Origin of the sequence: Coleofasciculus sp. G1-WW12-02 (assembly GCF_040219735.1) — a bacterium.
GTDB lineage: Bacteria > Cyanobacteriota > Cyanobacteriia > Cyanobacteriales > Coleofasciculaceae > Coleofasciculus.
The window spans coordinates 1-17,196 of sequence record NZ_JAVJRX010000019.1 but is presented as its reverse complement, the minus strand read 5'-3'; the positions used below and the strand labels follow the sequence as shown (position 1 = coordinate 17,196).

The 17,196-nt window shown below is 45.9% G+C and carries 11 protein-coding genes; 4 read left to right on the top strand and 7 right to left on the bottom strand.

Annotated features, from left to right (window positions below; all coding sequences use genetic code 11):
- Nucleotides 1-89: 89 nt before the first annotated feature.
- The 5 genes from RID09_RS02645 to RID09_RS02625 form a co-directional block, all read right to left on the bottom strand.
- Nucleotides 90-2,936: a CHAT domain-containing protein gene (locus RID09_RS02645; RefSeq protein ID WP_446334402.1), complete on the bottom strand. Its 2,847-nt coding sequence runs from the start codon at nucleotides 2,934-2,936 to the stop codon at nucleotides 90-92.
- Between the two features lie 22 nt (nucleotides 2,937-2,958).
- Nucleotides 2,959-3,192, bottom strand: coding sequence for a hypothetical protein (locus RID09_RS02640; RefSeq protein WP_446334401.1), 234 nt, complete (start codon nucleotides 3,190-3,192; stop codon nucleotides 2,959-2,961).
- A complete protein-coding gene (locus tag RID09_RS02635) occupies nucleotides 3,185-5,980 on the bottom strand; it encodes a two-partner secretion domain-containing protein (protein WP_446334400.1) in 2,796 nt (931 codons plus the stop codon). Before RID09_RS02635 ends, RID09_RS02640 begins: the two co-directional genes overlap by 8 nt.
- 24 nt (nucleotides 5,981-6,004) lie before the next feature.
- On the bottom strand, nucleotides 6,005-8,833 hold the full coding sequence (locus tag RID09_RS02630) for a two-partner secretion domain-containing protein (protein WP_446334399.1): 2,829 nt from the start codon (nucleotides 8,831-8,833) through the stop codon (nucleotides 6,005-6,007).
- A 202-nt stretch (nucleotides 8,834-9,035) separates the two neighbouring features.
- Entirely contained in the window at nucleotides 9,036-9,809 is a 774-nt protein-coding gene (locus RID09_RS02625; protein ID WP_446334398.1) for a peroxiredoxin-like family protein, read from the bottom strand.
- A gap of 320 nt (nucleotides 9,810-10,129) precedes the next feature.
- Between RID09_RS02625 and RID09_RS02620 the strand changes: the two genes are divergently transcribed.
- From RID09_RS02620 to RID09_RS02610, 3 genes are all read left to right on the top strand, one after another.
- Nucleotides 10,130-10,255, top strand: coding sequence for a hypothetical protein (locus RID09_RS02620; protein ID WP_446334397.1), 126 nt, complete (start codon nucleotides 10,130-10,132; stop codon nucleotides 10,253-10,255).
- 134 nt (nucleotides 10,256-10,389) lie between these two features.
- Nucleotides 10,390-10,971, top strand: coding sequence for a PEP-CTERM sorting domain-containing protein (locus RID09_RS02615; protein ID WP_446334396.1), 582 nt, complete (start codon nucleotides 10,390-10,392; stop codon nucleotides 10,969-10,971).
- 461 nt (nucleotides 10,972-11,432) lie between these two features.
- Nucleotides 11,433-12,014 carry a PEP-CTERM sorting domain-containing protein gene (locus RID09_RS02610; protein ID WP_446334395.1) on the top strand — a complete coding sequence of 194 codons (582 nt, stop codon included), beginning with the start codon at nucleotides 11,433-11,435 and terminating at the stop codon, nucleotides 12,012-12,014.
- A 76-nt stretch (nucleotides 12,015-12,090) separates the two neighbouring features.
- Here the strand turns inward: RID09_RS02610 and RID09_RS02605 are convergent, their stop codons facing one another.
- Nucleotides 12,091-14,175: a cation:proton antiporter gene (locus RID09_RS02605; RefSeq protein WP_446334394.1), complete on the bottom strand. Its 2,085-nt coding sequence runs from the start codon at nucleotides 14,173-14,175 to the stop codon at nucleotides 12,091-12,093.
- Between the two features lie 222 nt (nucleotides 14,176-14,397).
- Between RID09_RS02605 and RID09_RS02600 the strand changes: the two genes are divergently transcribed.
- On the top strand, nucleotides 14,398-15,873 hold the full coding sequence (locus tag RID09_RS02600) for an anthranilate synthase component I (RefSeq protein WP_446334446.1): 1,476 nt from the start codon (nucleotides 14,398-14,400) through the stop codon (nucleotides 15,871-15,873).
- A 54-nt stretch (nucleotides 15,874-15,927) separates the two neighbouring features.
- On the opposite strand, the gene RID09_RS02595 is transcribed toward RID09_RS02600, so the two are convergent.
- Nucleotides 15,928-16,695: a DUF928 domain-containing protein gene (locus RID09_RS02595; RefSeq protein WP_446334393.1), complete on the bottom strand. Its 768-nt coding sequence runs from the start codon at nucleotides 16,693-16,695 to the stop codon at nucleotides 15,928-15,930.
- Nucleotides 16,696-17,196: the final 501 nt, after the last annotated feature.

The window sequence follows — 17,196 nt, the reverse complement described above, 5'->3', positions numbered from 1 at the left end:
CTAAGTATCGTATCATAACGTTCGATGAGCCGTACCTATCTTTATTTTTGTAAATATGAGGTAATCGGCAACAGGGAACAGGATTTGAGTCAAAGCCAATTTCCGACTAAGACAAAGGGCGCCCAGTAAAAGGGATGCTGATAATTAGATTGACGTAGGAGAGTAAGTTGAGCCTGACGCAGGGCTTGGGCTTTACTGACTTGAGATTGGGTGAGTTGTCGATAAAATTCAACCATTAACTGAGCCGTCGATTCATCATTAACTGACCACAAGGTTGCTAGGGTACTACGAGCGCCCGATCGCACGGCTAATCCCGCAAGTCCCAAAGCCGCTCGCTTGTCCCCTGTCGCCGTTTGGCAAGCGCTGAGGACAAGGAGTTCAATCGGGTTGGTATCCTGTCGCTGTCTGACTTGCAGGAGTTGATCCAAATCTTTCACCTTGATGCGACCATTCCAAGTGAGTAGAAAGGTGTTCTCTGCTTTGGAGCTAAACTGTCCATGAGTCGCTAAGTGAACCACTGGGAATGGATTCGCCTCAATTTGCTCTTGCAGAGTTTGAGGGGTAAACTGTTGATTCAGGAGGATAGTCGAAGGAATTTGTGCGGCGATGCTTTGCACTTCCAACTCCACGGCGGGGAGAGCCGGAAAACCATCCCGCGCCTCGCTAAGTCCAGCCGTTAAGGTTTTTAGTTGCTTCGGGTAGAGCGATCGCGGCTCGATTAGTTGTAATCCTAGGGATAAAGCAATATTATAGTTCTCGATCAGATACTGCTGTCCATCGTAAAGCGCCGCCATGGGCAAATTCCGTAAAGCACCATCCAAAACAAAGACGAGGGTTTTAATCTCATTCTCCCTTAACTCAGTCTCAATCGGTCGGATTAACCAATCATAAAGTTGTTGGGAAAGGCGTAACCGTTCTTTGTTTGACCAAGCTGGATTTAAGGCTTGTAGGAGTTGCTCAATGGTACTATCTATTTGAGTTTGAGCTAACTCCGTTTGGAAATAGCGCAGGGGTTTTCCGGGTAGGGAGACAATAACGGCAAAATGATTCGGTAAAATAATCGGGTAAATGACTGAAGCTTGGGGATCAATCTGGTCAATGGTTTGGCGTTGAACTTGCCAACAAGCTTCCCGGAAGAAGTTCTCCAATTCCGCCAATCTTAGGGATTCAATGGTTTCACGCCCTTGTTGAAGCTGTTCTGGTGTGGGCTGATTGCTTAAGAGCAATTCCACTAAATTCCGATAAATGGGTTCAACGGTTTCCCGAAAAGAAAATTGCACATCAGGATTAATCGCCATCAAATCACTGCGTAAGGATTGCAGGGTATAAACCGCGTCCCGATTTGCCGCGATCGCGCCTGTCAGATTACCTTGGTATTGGAGTATCTGACTCAATTGCCATTGCCAACGATAGGTGATTTCAGTGGCTTGTATTCCTTGCGCCAAACTTAATGCTTCCTCAGTTAACCTTTGCGCCTCTAACCACTGCTGTGTCTGCATATAAAGATGTCCCAATTGACCGAGGGCGTAAGATTCAGATCTCTTATCATTAAGCTGTCTGGCTTGTTGAATCGCTCTGGCTAATAATTGTGCGATCGTTTGTAGTTGCGCTTTAGCGCCGGTAAAATTGGGTGGAGATTGAGATACTATACCCTGTTCCCTAGGTAGGGCGGGTTTAGTCAAGTTAGCGGTTTCTTGGGTAACGTTATCAGTCAAACCCGCCCCTACAGATTGGCTCCCAGACGTTGCATGCAACGTCTCTACATGGCTTCCCATTTTCATCAAGCTTTCGGCGAAATTCACTTGAGCATAAACCGCCGCCCGATTTAGGGGTAAATTAGATAATTCAGCTTGAATTTGGGGGACTAAGGTTTGGGCGTCTGTCCAATTTTGGGTTTCAATCAGCAGGCTGAGTTGGTTGAGTTGGGCTTCAACTTGAGTCAGAGGGGTGGTTGCTGTTGAGGCGGCTTGTTGATAATAGGCGATCGCATCTTCAAAGTCTTGTTGCGCTCTCGCTGTATTTCCCAGGCTAAATAGCGTCGCACTTTGGTCAGCTATTGCATCGAAACCCTGAGTTATTGCCAAACTTTGTTGCAAAACCTGTTGTGATTCCTCTAGATTACCCACCACTTGCAACGCAACGCCCAGACTTCGTAATCCGGCGGCTTTGAGTAAGGAATCGGGTTGAGTTTGGAGCTGGGTTTTCACTCGCTCTAAGGTAATCTGCGATCGCCGATAGAGTCCCAATGCTTGTAAGACTTGCGCTTGGTTAATTTGGCTCCCGAATACACCCGTTTGATCACCCGCCTCTTGATACGCCTGTTCTGCCTGTTTCCACGTTTCTAAAGCCGCTTCCATTTGTCCTTGAGCATAATGGAGACTGGCTTGAGTATTCAGAAGTTGAGCGAGAAGGCGTTGATGATTGCGGGTGGGTTTGAGGAGATTAGCGACTAGATTTAAGCTTTGGGTAATCGCTTGTTCCGCCTCCTGCCATTGTCCCAACTCTTGATAGGCTAAGGAGAGATAACTTAAACTAAGGGCATAGTGGATGCGATCGCCTCGATCTTGATAAGCTTGCATCGTCTGTTGCCAAACCGTAATCGCTTGCCAAAAACGCCCCGCCGAGTAGAGAGCTTTGCCTTGTTCAAGTTGAGTTAAAGCATTGTCATTCTCTTGAACTGAGTTCAAATCCCCCTGTTGTTTGTTTCCTATTCCCTGTTCCCTACTCAAGAATTGAGTCTGAGTTAGTTCTGTAAGCGGTATCGGCGGATACTGCGCTTGGGTGGGAAAAACCCACGTTATCAGGAACAATGTGAGTAATCCTAACCCGATACAGCGACTGAAAGCCTTGAGCCGTGAGGAGACTGACGCTATTGTTTGAGTTCGCGATCGCCTTATAATAACTGTTTTCAGTCTGATGCGGGGCAACAATGTCATAATATCAAATCCAATAGCATTGTCATTGCATCTTGGTGAGGGGGTAGAAGGGTAATGCTTTTAATGCTGCTGTACCAATAACTATGGGTATGATAGGCGAACAATAAAGCTGGACATGATCTGAGGGAAAGGATGAAAAAGTTTTGAGTAATACCAAATCCGGTTTAACTATCCCCTTTCTAATCCAGTCCGCGCAGGCGGACTTTGTTTGTGTAGCAGCGATTTTAATCGCCATGACAACATGGTGATTACTCATTTAAGCATGTTGCTGATTTATACCAGGGACTGTGGGGATTAACCTCAGGGACATGAGCCACTAACTCAACCTGACCTTGAGCATTAATGATCCATCCTTGAGCTTCTACAATAGACGAGCGACGCTCAGAAGGAGATTCTCCCCTATCTCCCAGAGGTTCCACGGTCACGTCTCTACTAGCCCCGCTCCCAGAGGTTCCAGAGAACGTCTCTACCTGATCTCCTTCATCTTCATTTAACACCAGCGTCCGCAAATCCCGCCAAATGGTTCGACCTCGCAGAGTTTGAGTGGGATCTTCAGGTAAACCCCCCCGTCCAGTCACCACAAAAGAATTGCCTTGATCCGCAGCACAACCTGTGACAATTTGGTTCCTGGGTTCAGTAAAGTTTTCGGGTAAGCGGACTAATCCTTGATTGGGATCAATCTCCTCTATATTGATATTGACCCTACCTTTAAACTCAGCTCCAAGTGCTGATGTCGCCGTGATATCACTCTCTGGAGTTAACGCTTCTCGAAATTGCGTACCAAAAATACCAAACGCATTAACCGTAACCCGACCCCCTGCTCCCGCTTGAGCATTCGCACTAATATCGCTATTATTAAGTGCCACTAAATTACCTGTATCAATTGTAATATTACCACCATTAGCATTCTCAGCATTCGTGCTGATTTGACTCTGATTCTGTAGCAACAAATTCTGCGTTTGCAGAATGATATTTCCCTCTGTCCCCGCCCGCGTAGTCGCTGAAATTGCACCACCGTTCATTAACCAAATCAAGTCAGCATCAACTCTCAAATTCCCTGCGGCGGCTAACTTCTCCCCATTAACCGTGACTTCGGCTCCATCTCGGATAATTAAACGTCCTGTCTCAATCGTCACATCCCCCGCTTTCCCCAATACCTCAGTCCGAGGTGGCGGAATAAAGCCACTGGGAACAGAATCAGAAGACGCATCTGAGCGCATACTACTGGAAAACTGACCATCGGCGGAAATACCACTCAGTTCCACAAACTCCGATGCTCTAACCACCAATCGTCCCGCCCGCCCAGCATTTTGCGTCGTGGTTGAGATAACTCCGCCATCCCGCAGCACTAATTGTCTAGTATAGACTTCAATATCACCCGCAGCGCCTTTGCCAAAACTTTGTGTATTCAAACTACTCAATTCTCGACCATTCGCTGAAGTACCAATCAGTTCCACACTATCTGACGCCTGAATCTTCACCGTTCCGCCTTGAGCTGTACCGAATGTAGCCGCGCCAATTCCCGCCCCCTCGCGAATGATTAAGCGTCGAGTTTCAATGCTCACATTTCCCGTGGCTTGAGTCGCATCCTCAAAAGCATTAGAAGCAATAGCACTTTTGAATCGACCATCTGGTGTTGTACCAATCAGTTCAATAGAATCCGATGCTTGAATCAACACATTTCCGCCACGCCCTGTATCAAACGTAGAGTTAAATATTCCACCCCCGTCTCTAGTTATTAACTGTCGGGTTTGTACGGTCAATTTACCCGCATTTCCCTGCCCATAACTATCAGCAAACAGTTCTGAACTCACCAGTTCCACCGATTCAGATGCCCTCACTATCATATCGCCGCCCGAACCCGTGCTAAAGGAAGAAGTGGAAATAAAACCTCCCTCCCGCACATTCAATATTTCAGTATTAATAATTAAGTGATTCGCAGCACCAGAACCGAAACTTAGAGAAAATAGACCACTACCCAACTCATCTAGAGTAATGGTTCTTGTCTTAAAAAGCTTATCCAACACCTCTTGTAGATTTCTCGTCCCAATAATTTCCACAGATGAAGCATTCACCATCAACGAACCAGCCGCGCCATCACCAAAGGTAGACGCGGAAACAAAAGCGCCCTCTTGGAGGTTCAATTGTTCAGCTTGAATCGTAATATCACCACCGTTAATATTACCCCGTGTATCTGCACGAATTTGTGACCCTTGTGTCAGGTTCACTTGAGCGCCTTGGACTTGAATAAAACCGCCACCTGTACCACTGGCGTCTACGACAGATTGTTGGGAAAGGTGAATATCTTGGAAATTCTCTACCCCCTCATATCCCAGAGTGAAGCCATTAATAGTTGGCGTAATCTGGACGAAACTATTCTCACCAACGCTACCTAATTCAATTCGCCCTTGGGGGGCTGTCAAATGCCCTCCCGGAAACCGCAGTTCACCACCGACTAGGGCTAAGGTTTGACCCAGTTTAACTTGTAAGCCACCAGTCGATTGATTCTCAATAGGAGCCGGATTTGAACCAAATTGCAAGCCAATGGGAACATTAATTGATAATAAGGGTGGGGTTGAGTAATTAGTGGCGCTAAATTCACGCCCATCTGGAAATTGGATACTATTGGCAGTACTGGCTAAAAATGAGCCGCTAATATCGAGTTTCGCATTCGCGCCAAAGAGAATGCCTTGAGGATTAATTAAAAATAAATTAGCTGTATTGTTAATCTGGATTGTGCCATTAATTTCTGATAGCTTAGTTTCTGTAACCCGGTTAATAATATTTTGTACATCCTGATTTATCGTTTCCAGATTAAAAAATGCTGTTGAACGTTCAGGAACAGAAAACTCCTCAAAGCTGTGGAAGAGATTATCCCCTACTCTTGTCCCACTTTGAATCTCAGTAATATTACCATTCTTAGTGACAACTGTATTTTGGGGCAATGTATCATCGGGTATAACCTGGGATTGAGCCATACTAGTCGAAGCCAGCAGACCCACAAACAGATTCCCTGTTAACCAGATAAATAGTCTTTGCTGCATAAAAGTGCCAACCTACCGTCTTATTTAATAACAATTAGACATTCTGGGCAAATCAACAACACCCAGTCTATCATTGGGCATATTAGCCACCAGTTCGACATTGCCATCTGCATCAATCACCCATCCTTGAGCTTCCACAGGGGTCAAGTTTTTCTCTGGATGTATTTTCTTTCTTGGTGAGGTCGTTAAAAGTGAGGATTCGATTCCCAAAAAACCTATCGATGGGAATTGCTGTCGATTCTCTGCACGTCCCGTCTCCCCCAGATTTTCTTCATCCAAATCAAGAGAACGCAAATCTTGCCAAAGGGTTCGACCGCGTAAAATTTGGCTGGGGTCTTCGGGTAGTCCACCTCGTCCAGTCATGACAAGGGAATTTCCTGTTTCAGCGACACAACCTGTGGCAATTTGATTACTGGGTTGAGTAAAATTTTCCGGTAACTGAACTAATCCCCGATTCGGGTCAATCCCCTGAATATTTAAAGTCACCAGACCATTAAATTGTGGTCCTAAATCTGATGTGGCGGTGATATCGCTATCTGGGGTAAGTTCATCCCGAAACTGAATGCCAAAAATACCCTGAGCCGTAATACTAACACGACCGCCTCGACCTTGACGAGCATTAGCCGTGATATCACTATTATCGATCGCGACTAGAGTATTGGTATCGATTGTTATATTACCCCCATCACTGTTCTCTGTATTCGTCGTAATCCGACTATTGCGCCGCAGTAGCACATTCGATGCTTCGAGTCGAATATTTCCCCCTGTCCCCGCCACTGTAGCTGCACTAATTGCCCCTTGATTGTCCAGCCAAATCGAATCGGCTATTATATCTAAATTACCTGCAGCACCCGATGCTGTCCCCCTGACGCCAACTTCCGCGCCATCCCACACATTTAACCGTCCCGTTTGAATCTGCAAATCCCCAGCACCGCCTGCACCACTGGTGTTGGCTTCAATTGCACTCGGTACGATACCATCACCAATAATGCCAAAGGAGACTCCTTCGACAGAGGGAGCAACACCCGTCGCCACACCCGCCACCGTTACCGATTCAGAAGCATTGATATTTAAGGTTCCGGCTGTACCTGCACTCCCTGTAGCGGCGGAAATTTGAGCGCCATCCCGCACACTTAAGCGTCGCGTGGTAATCATTAAATCTCCGGCGGGTGCTGTTCCCCTTTGTCCTGCTACGGTTAACAGCGATGACGAGGTAAACAAACCACTCAAAAACTGACCATCAGCAGAAACACCCCTCAATTCCACCGTATCGGCGTTAACCCGGAGATTTCCTCCCCGTCCTCCACCCGCCGCAGCGGCTGAGATTTGTGACCCATCAGCAACAATGAGTTGACCTGTATTTAGGGTAAAATCACCCGCATCCCCTGCACCCAGGGTAGCTGTGAACAACCCTCCTGGAACAACGGCGTTGGCTGGGGTTCCTCTGAGTTCCACGAATTCAGCCGTTACAGTTAAATTCCCCCCTTGACCTTGACTCATCGCGCTAGGTGTGGTGCTTAATGATGTACCCTCTAGCACTCGCAACTGATTCGCGGTAATTTGGAAATCCCCGGCGTTTCCTTTCGCCGTAGTTCCGGTTAGTAAGAGAGACCCACGGGTTAAATCTGCGAACTCTGAGACGTTTAAGGTTAAGTCACCACCATTCCCCTCTGCAAAGGCTGTGGTGATGAGAGTCGCGCCATTTTGTACAATCAATTGATTGGTTTCAAGGGTTAAATGTCCAGCATCACCCTGTCCACCACTAAAACTAAATAAACCATTACTTAAATTAAATGGGTCAAAGGTTCCGGATAGAAACTGCTGTGAGGGTTCTAGAGGGGTTGTACCAGTCACGTCCACTCGCTCAGCCTGAATGGTAAGATTTCCTCCTGTACCTGCACCAAATGTAGAGGTAGAAGCAAACGCACCTTGTTGCAGTTTCACCTGATTCGCCTGAATATCAATCCCGCCGCCGTTCACATTACCGAGGGTTTCCGCCACTAGGTTTGAGTTTTGAGTCAGGGTGACTTCTCCTCCCCGAACCCGAATTTTGCCACCACCTAAACCACTGGTATTGACAGCGGTTCCATTGGTTAAGTCAATGGTGCCAAACTGTTGTATATCTGAATAGTCCAAGGCAAAACCTGTGGTTAGAGGAGTCAGATTAACTCGTCCCGAACTCGCCACACTCCCCAATTCAATTCGCCCTTGCGCTGCTGTTAGATTTGCTCCATTTAATAATAAATTTCCGCCCACAAGTGCCAAGGTTTGACCGGGGTTTACTGATAAGTTACTATTTGTTTGATGAATAATCGGCGACGGATTGGAACCAAACTGCAAGCCAATTGGTACATTAATGGTTAAAAGGGGCGGTGATTGGGGATTGGTGGTGCTGAATTCACTGCCATCAGGAAAGATAACACTGTTGGCGGTACTGGCTAAGAAAGAGCCACCGATATTGAGTTGAGCATTGGCACCAAATATAATTCCGTTGGGATTAATCAGCACTAGGTTAGCTGTGCCATCCGCACCAATGATGCCATCAATAAGGGATATCTTGTCACCCGTGATGCGGCTGATAATAGTTTCTATGTCCAGGTTTGGGGTGTTTAGTTGAAAGACGGCTTGTGAATTTGTCGGAATAGAAAATTCATCAAAACTGTGGAAGAGAGAATTCCCGACTCTGATTCCTCCTTGAATTACACCATTGGTAACGTTGGTATTGGTTGAAAAATTATCTGTGTCAGGGATTATTTCGGCATTGGTTGCGCTGATGAGGGTGAGAAGGGTGAGGATAATATTGCTAGGAATCCAGAGGATATGGTATTTTTGTTTGGGAAAAGAATAGTTCATGATTAGGGTATATCTGTGAAGAGGAACTGTTCCAGACGTAGCATGCTACGTCTCTACATCGGGGCGGGTTTCGTTACATCTGGGTGAGGTAAAAAATGATAATAGTAAAACCCGCCCCTACATAAAACTTTCTTTCTTACTCAATCACCAATTGTCTGCACTTTTATTCCGGAATCGATGCGATCGCTACCCTTCTACCCTCCTACCCTTTTTCATATAAAAATGATAAGGGGCGACTCATATTTGCAGCAAAGCCGAGAATTGCGCGATCGCGATGTTCATACAATACGTTACCGTCTGCATCAAATAGGAATGTGGCACCTCGCTGTGTCATATAGGCGGGATTAGGAACATAAGTTTTCCAATTGCCCAAAACTTCCACCATATTCCGTAGTCTCAAGGTAGCTAATTCAAAGGGGCGCTGATATCCACTTCCCCCAGCGAATTGAAAAAATGAGCCTTTGAGAGGGGGTAAGGGTTTCGCCTTGATGATTTCCTCATCGCCAATCAGCTGAGGTGCGTTGCGATCGCCCCGATAACCGCGAAACACTTCAGCCAGTGTACCTGGGCTACCAATACCCGCACACATCAATAATAAGTTGAGCCAAGCCGTTTGAGTGGTAGAAAGTCCAGGAAGTTTAAAATTCAACCCCGGATAAAGGTTAAGCTGGCGATGCAATTGGGCATTTGGATCAACAAACAACCACTCCGCCGGAAATCCGGTATAGTGACAAAACTGTTTTCCTGAATCGAGATTGCCAATCCCCACAGCGCGAATGGCGATTCCCTTCGCCCGCAACTGTTCAGCCTCTCGCTGTAACCAGAAGGCGTATTCGAGGCTGTCAAAGTCACCCAGTTGAGACCAAACGAGTACCAGGATGCGGGGGGTATTCTCGCAGTCTTCCAGGAGCGATCGCGTCATACCATCGCTGACTCGTTGGCGTTGAGTTTGATGAATAATAGCGTAGGGATTCATATTAGGCTAAAACTGTACTGTGATGAGTAAAGATTGTTGTGCTAATGATAACAATGACTGATATATAATCGGGCTTGACTGCTTCCTTTTCAGGTAAACCGCCACAAATATGAAAAAAATTCTAGAGAAATTAGTTCCTCTTGCTGCATTAGGTTTTTTGCTAGTATTGGTTCTTCAACCTCAAGCCTCTGTAATCCACGAAGCAGGAAATACAAATAAGCGGGTCATCGGGATATAAAATTTGCAAATAAAAGGTCGGGTGTTTGATGTTGAGTTCGTAGCCGGGAGTCTACGGATAAACCAAACAGTAGAGACGTAGCATGCTACGTCTCTACATCGGGGCGGGTTTAGTTACAGATGGATGCCGAGTTGTTGTGCTAGAAACCCTGCTTATTGACAATATGCGTTTACCCTGCCAGCCCATCGAACCCGCCAGGTTAACTTAAGATTAATTATCGATTCACAAAACTTCCTAGTTTGACCGCAACTTCATCAAATCTTTATTTGACTCATTAGCATTGGCGAAGTAAAGTAATCCATGGTATATTCTTTGGTTTACAGCACCATTTTAATGAGAGTCATGCAAAACATTTTCAAGAAAATTGCCGTTACCGCTGCGACTTCGGCGGCTTTATCGATGGCGATCGCTCAACAAGCCCAAGCGATCTCGTTCAACTTTAATTGGCAGGGGGATACGGGTTATTCAGCAACGGGGATGTTTAGCTACGACGAAACCACAGCTCCAACCATTATTTCCGAGAGTGGTGCTGGAGCGACGAACAACCTACAATCCTTAATGGTTTCTTTCTTCGATCCAAACAACAATCCGCTCCAGTCGCTTAATACGGTGACTGACGGAGTCTCTGAATCTCCTTTTTTCCAATTTAATTTTGATACTTCGACTCAAACCCTGTTTGGTGCTTTCGATGTAGGAGGGGGTACGGGTGTAATCGGAGAACAATTCTTATCTGGAGATATTGGTAGCTTCTTGGAATTGCGTCAGGATGTCGATCAAATAGCAACTTCAATTCAATTAGATCGAAATTCTGGGGAGATTACAGTTAGTGCCAAAACATCAGTACCAGAGCCTGCTTCTGTTTTGGGTGTATTGGCATTCGGTGCAATGGGTGTCGGTTCAATCCTGAAGAAAAAGCAAGCGTAGAGCGATAAAATGAATGCGATCGCTCTTTTCATAAATCTTGATTAGGAGGAGGCGATCGCTACAAGAACATACCCGGCTTGTATTATCAGGTATACGGACTCTCGCATTTACGGAGCAAGGATCGCAATAAGTTCCATAACTTTTATCCGTAAATACGAGAGCCCCGGCTTCCAGACGTGCCATGGCACGTCTCTACATGCTCCCTCCACCAGACTTATTCAGCAGACCCTAGTTACAGATGGGTGCCGAGTTATTGTGCTAGAAACCCTGCTTATTGACAATATGCGTTTACCCTTCCAGCCCATCGAACCCGCCAGGTTAACTTAAGATTAATTATCGATTCACAAAACTTCCTAGTTTGACCGCAACTTCATCAAATCTTTATTTGACTCCTTGGCGTTGGCGAAGTAAAGTAATCCATAGTATATTTTTCCGTTTACAGCACCATTTGAATTAAAGTCATGCAAAACATTTTCACAAAAATTGCCGTTACCGCTGCGACTTCGGCGGCTTTATCGATGGCGATCGCTCAACAAGCCCAAGCGATCTCGTTCAACTTTAATTGGCAGGGGGATACGGGTTATTCAGCAACGGGGATGTTCAGCTACGACGAAACCACAGCTCCAACCATTATTTCCGAAAGTGGTGCTGGAGCGACGAACAACCTACAATCCTTAATGGTTTCTTTCTTCGATCCAAACAACAATCCGCTCCAGTCGTTTAATACGGTGACTGACGGAGTATCTGAATCTCCTTTTTTCCAATTTAATTTTGATACTTCGACTCAAACCCTGTTTGGTAATTTTAACGTCGGAGGGGGTACGGGCGTAACCGGAGAACAATTCTTATCTGGAGAGATTGGTAGCCTCTTGCGATTGCGTGAGAATGTCGATCAAATGGGAACTTCAATTGAATTAGATCGAAATTCTGGGGAGATTACAGTTAGTGCCAAAACATCAGTACCAGAGCCTGCTTCTGTTTTGGGTGTATTGGCATTCGGTGCAATGGGAGTCGGTTCAATCCTGAAGAAAAAGCAGGCGTAGAGCGATAAAATGAATGCGATCGCTCTTCTCATAAATCTTGATTAGGAGGAGGCGATCGCAACAAGAACATACCTGTTCAATACGGTTCCCCAAACAACACCAATGAGCAGGTGAGTTCCTTTATCAATTGTGTGGTAATATCGCTCACCGCTAACCCAGCAATAGTACGGCGACGCAAAGAGCGCAAAATTACCATATCCGCTAACTGAGCCACCTTCAGAATCGCCAGCGCCACATCGTCACTTTGAATCACTTGCACTGTTGGTTTTACATGATCTCCAGTAACATTCAGCACATTAATATACTCGTCTTCAATCGCCGCCATTTCGGAGGATGCTGTTTTAACCGGACAAACATGTAGCAGTTTCACCTCCCCTTGATGGGTATCAGCCAGGAGTTGAGCAAACCTCACCGTGCGGATTGTCTGCGGCGAGAAGTTTTTCGCGGGTACCAAGATTTTACGCAGGTTGACTGGCTCATCTAAGAGTCGCATCACCGCAACTGGACAGTGAGATGCCCAAAATACCCGGTTAATAATCGTACCAAACAAACGTGCCCGCAATCCTGTATTTTTGCGCCAACTCATGACAATTAAACTGGCATCTTGTTCCCGGGCGGTGTGAACAATTCCAGAGGCGATGTCATTCTCAATTCGCAGTACAGGTTTCGCCTCGGCTTCAAACTCAGAACTAACTGTTAGCGCTTTGTTCAGGAGTCGCCGACTTTGGCGCAGGTTAACCTGCATCTGGGGTTCATCCATGTAGGTATGAGATGGAGAGATAGATAGAGGTATAATTTGACCGGATTGGTGATGCGCTAGCAGTGCTGCCATTTCCATCAAATACCCCTTGGTTTGACTTTTGCTAACAGGCACAACTATCGTAAACGGAACCGGTTCTTGTTCCTCTAAACGTTCAAAGCGATGATTTTCCCACCACAGTTTAGACTGGTTAGTTTTCGGGCTGGGTTTGGGTAAAGGAAGTTTCGGGGCAAATTTTCCGGTGAGTAGGGGACCGAGGATAGAGGTGATCAGCATTAAAACAATGATGCTGTTAAATACGGTTTCCGTGATTAACCCCACCTGCAAACCAACCAAGGCGGCGGCTAGTGTGGCGGCGACTTGGGGTACAGACAGAGACCACATTACCATCATCTCGTCAAAACTGTAATGATAGAGGAATTTCGCGATCGCGGCAGCGAAAAATTTGCTCCCCAGCAATCCCACGACAATTGCCAGGGTTAGCCAAAAACTGGTGGTGAGGCTTTCGACAAACACGGGAATGTCTAGGAGTAAACCCATGTCTACAAAGAAAAAGGGGATAAATAAAACACTGCCCACAAACTCCACTTTTTCTTTAACGGGTGAGTTTCCCACCACATCATTAACCGCCAAACCCGCCATAAATGCACCAACAATCTGATCAATCTGAATAATCTCCGCCCCCACTGACGCTAGAAACACCGCCAGAAGTACGAACAAAAACTGATTACCCTCATCATCTCCCGTCCGCCGAAAGTGTTCCTTCCCCACCCAGTCAAAGCCAAATAAAACGATGGCTGTGTAAATGGCTAATGAAACCAATTGCTGAATCAAACTATAGAGAGAAAACTCTCCCGCATTAATCGAAACGCATAGTGCTAGGACAAGCAGCGCACTAATATCGGTAAAGATTGTCGCGCCAATGGTAACAATGACTGATTCTTTCTCAACTAAACCCAAGCGCTGGACGATGGGATACCCTAATAGAGTATGGGAGGCAAATAAAGAACCCATCAGCAGGGATGTATTCCACCCAAAACCAAATAATCGTCCAATCATCATACTGGTGACAAGTGGTACGATAAAGGTCATTAATCCAAAAACTAAGGAGCGATGTTTTTTCTTGCGGAACTGCACCAAGTCAATTTCTAGCCCAGCCACAAACATTAGGTAAATTTTGCCGATATCTGATAGCAGCTTCATGGTTTCGCTGTCACCATCCAATAGCTGCAAACCATTGGAACCCAGAATGACTCCTGCCAACAGCAATCCGACTAACCCAGGCAATCCCAGACGCTCGAACAACGGCGGAATGGTTAAACTGACTAACAGCAGAATAGTAAACGCTACAATTGGACCTTCGGGTAGCCCTGTTTGGAAAAATGCTATCGATTCATTCATCACCTTTTGGCTTAAAAATCGCCGCTATTTTATAGACACAGGTTCTTCAATCAAGTTCTGTTTAACCTATTGCTTCCGAATTATTAGCGTAAAGACGTATAGGTATATTGACTCGCCCAGGAAACTGCTAAATTGTTATTGTCTATAGAGGATTGATGTATAAAAATATTGTAACCAAAAGGCGCAAAATAAGGAAAAAACTTGTCCGACATCGCCCCTGACATGCTCCCTAGCCCATCCTCCCTCAAACCCATACAACCTTGGCATTGGCGCAAGCTTCCTTTGGCTAAGCGTAGTGGTTCCCACGTCTTCGAGGCGCTATTTCTTCATCCCACAGGAGATTCAGCTCTAGAAAGAAACTTGGCTGAAAATTATCACATTGCTACTCTCCTAGAAAGCCCCGTGACGCCAAATAATACCCATCTAGCTCGATATTCTATTTGTGCGGGTTTTCCTCGCTTTATTGAGCATCAACCTCAGCTCTGGACACCGTCTGTGGGAGACATTCTACCCTTCCTACGCCGCCTGCTTCAAGTGCAAAAGGCTCAATCACTGGTTCCTGCTCTCCTTCCCTTTACAGGGGGTTGGTTAGGATGGCTGGGATATGATTTAGCCTGGGAGATTGAGCAACTCCCCCAACTAAACACCGATTCCCTTCCTTTCCCCATCGCCTACTGGTATGAACCGGAATCCTTTGCTGTGCTAGATCATCACCAGCAAGTTCTCTGGTTAGCGACGACAGATTCGGCTCAACTTGACTCCTTGCAACGTCAGCTAAAACAAGCTGATAGAGAGATAGGAGTACAGGATTTACCAAAACCGGGCAAAAGTAATCCCATTACTCCTATTTTCCAAATCTCTCAGCACGATTATATAGCAGCGGTGCAGCAAGCGAAAAACTATATTCAAGCTGGCGATATCTTTCAGGCAAATTTGTCGTTACGGTTTGAAGCGTATACTGCTTTGAATAGCTGGTCAATCTATCGAGCGTTGCAACAGATCAATCCTTCCCCTTTTGCCAGTTATTGGCAAACTCCGTGGGGGGCAATGATTAGCTGTTCACCTGAACGATTGATTCAATTATCAGGCAAAAAAGTTGAGACTAGACCGATTGCTGGAACGCGAAAACGGGGCGCTAATTCAACTCAGGATGAACAGTTAGCCCAAGAGTTAATTGCCAATACTAAGGAAAGAGCCGAACATATCATGTTAGTTGACTTAGAGCGCAATGATATCGGCAGAGTTTGTGAATGGGGGACTGTACAAGTGAATGAACTTCTTAGTATTGAACGCTACAGCCACGTCATGCACTTGGTTAGTAATATTATTGGTACACTCAGCCCCAAGTGTGACCCGATAGACTTGATTCGCGGTGTATTTCCTGGGGGAACCATTACGGGTTGTCCGAAAGTTCGCTGTATGGAAATTATTGAAGAGCTTGAACCTGTCAAGCGCAACTTATTTTATGGTTCTTGCGGTTATTTAGATTGGCGGGGAAACCTGGACTTAAATATTTTGATTCGCACGTTGTTGTATCGTAAATCGGGCAATTCTCAACCTGGGGCAACGGTTTGGGGACAAGTTGGTGCGGGGATTGTTGCCGACAGTGATCCGCAAAAGGAATGGTATGAATCTCTACAGAAAGCCCAAGCTCAACTCAATGCGTTGAATCGGGGCAGCAAAAACACCATTGGATAAAGGGCGCACGTCGGTGCGCCCCTACAGATGGGATATTTTCATCATTACATCCTATTAATTAACCAGGGGTTGAGTCGCGATCGCGTCGAGTCCTACCGATTTTAACAAGTCTGCCCAAGCCACTTGAAAGGAGGAATCCTCTGAATTAGATTGTCTAAGTTGAGCCAGGGTTGTCAGAGTATCGAACCAAATACCATTTTCCCCATACCGGAGAGCCTGTTCCAGCAGAGGTTCTCCGTCTAGCTGATTTAATGTTCCATTCGGCTTAATCCGTCTAATCACTCCTTGAACTCCGGGACTATCTGGCATGACTTGCTCGCCACAAATCATCAGAAATGACCAATGATACGTTTTACCAACTTCTAGCCCTGATGCCTCATCCGGGAGGTTTACGCGGAGAATCCCTGCTTGTTTGGGCATGGGCAAGGTTGTTTCGTAATAATAATCTTCATTTTTATCCTTAAGCACAAAGAGTGCCTGCTTCGCCGTGGTTTTAGGAACGTAAACAAAAAAGGTCGGGCGTTCAGCCACGGTCAATCCTTGGTGAGTCGCGGGCATTACAGAAGTAATCGCCAGATTGAGTCCTTTAGCATCTTGAGGACATCCGCCATCACGAGTCCCTCCCCCCTCCCGATTACCGGGTAAGGGTTGCTCACTTGTCGGTGGCGGTGAGAATCTTACCGTCACTATCGAACGACTAGATAGGCTTCTACTCGGCGCAATCTCTTGCGCCTGCACGGATAACCCCTCAATCGGCAGGATGTTCAACAACAGACTGAGGAGAAATAAGCTTATATAAATGTAGTAACGTTGCCAAGTCACGATAATAATCCTCTTCAACAGTGAATGCCTTGGCGAGTGACACTATTATCTTAAACAATTTTGTTTATAATATCCAGTCTTCACTGGCAGATTTCACTCAACCCATAGTATTAAAAATTAAGAATAATTATTTGGGAATAAGTCTTTCTATGTAGGATTGCTCACAAAAAGACATATCTTGTCGTGGGATGAACCCCAGAAAGGGTTTTTGATGAACCTTAGCTCCCATCTGGCACGATTCTCAATAAAAACCAGGGTATTCGTGAAAAAGCCGGGTTTTTCCATTGGATTATTCCCAATAATCCCCATTGCTCGCTGGAGTGCAAAATTTCAGTTTAACTTGCCCCCCAATGAAATTCCTCATAAAAATCCTTCGTTGTGGGAAACCCTGTGTCCCTTCGCTTCGCTTATCGGGCAAGCTTTAGACCAGGGAGGAACACGCGGTAGCGGTTTAAGAAGCATACCCCTTTCGGGGTGGAGGGGTATGGTTGCCCCTCCGGT

What these genes read in the sequence shown, in the direction of transcription:
- RID09_RS02635 (WP_446334400.1), bottom strand. Translation starts at nt 5,980, where the DNA reads ATGCAGCAAAGACTATTTATCTGGTTAACAGGGAATCTGTTTGTGGGT.
- RID09_RS02610 (WP_446334395.1), top strand. Translation starts at nt 11,433, where the DNA reads ATGCAAAACATTTTCACAAAAATTGCCGTTACCGCTGCGACTTCGGCG.
- RID09_RS02625 (WP_446334398.1), bottom strand. Translation starts at nt 9,809, where the DNA reads ATGAATCCCTACGCTATTATTCATCAAACTCAACGCCAACGAGTCAGC.
- RID09_RS02630 (WP_446334399.1), bottom strand. Translation starts at nt 8,833, where the DNA reads ATGAACTATTCTTTTCCCAAACAAAAATACCATATCCTCTGGATTCCT.
- RID09_RS02620 (WP_446334397.1), top strand. Translation starts at nt 10,130, where the DNA reads ATGCTACGTCTCTACATCGGGGCGGGTTTAGTTACAGATGGATGCCGA.
- RID09_RS02645 (WP_446334402.1), bottom strand. Translation starts at nt 2,936, where the DNA reads ATGACATTGTTGCCCCGCATCAGACTGAAAACAGTTATTATAAGGCGA.
- RID09_RS02640 (WP_446334401.1), bottom strand. Translation starts at nt 3,192, where the DNA reads ATGAGTAATCACCATGTTGTCATGGCGATTAAAATCGCTGCTACACAA.
- RID09_RS02605 (WP_446334394.1), bottom strand. Translation starts at nt 14,175, where the DNA reads ATGAATGAATCGATAGCATTTTTCCAAACAGGGCTACCCGAAGGTCCA.
- RID09_RS02615 (WP_446334396.1), top strand. Translation starts at nt 10,390, where the DNA reads ATGCAAAACATTTTCAAGAAAATTGCCGTTACCGCTGCGACTTCGGCG.
- RID09_RS02600 (WP_446334446.1), top strand. Translation starts at nt 14,398, where the DNA reads ATGCTCCCTAGCCCATCCTCCCTCAAACCCATACAACCTTGGCATTGG.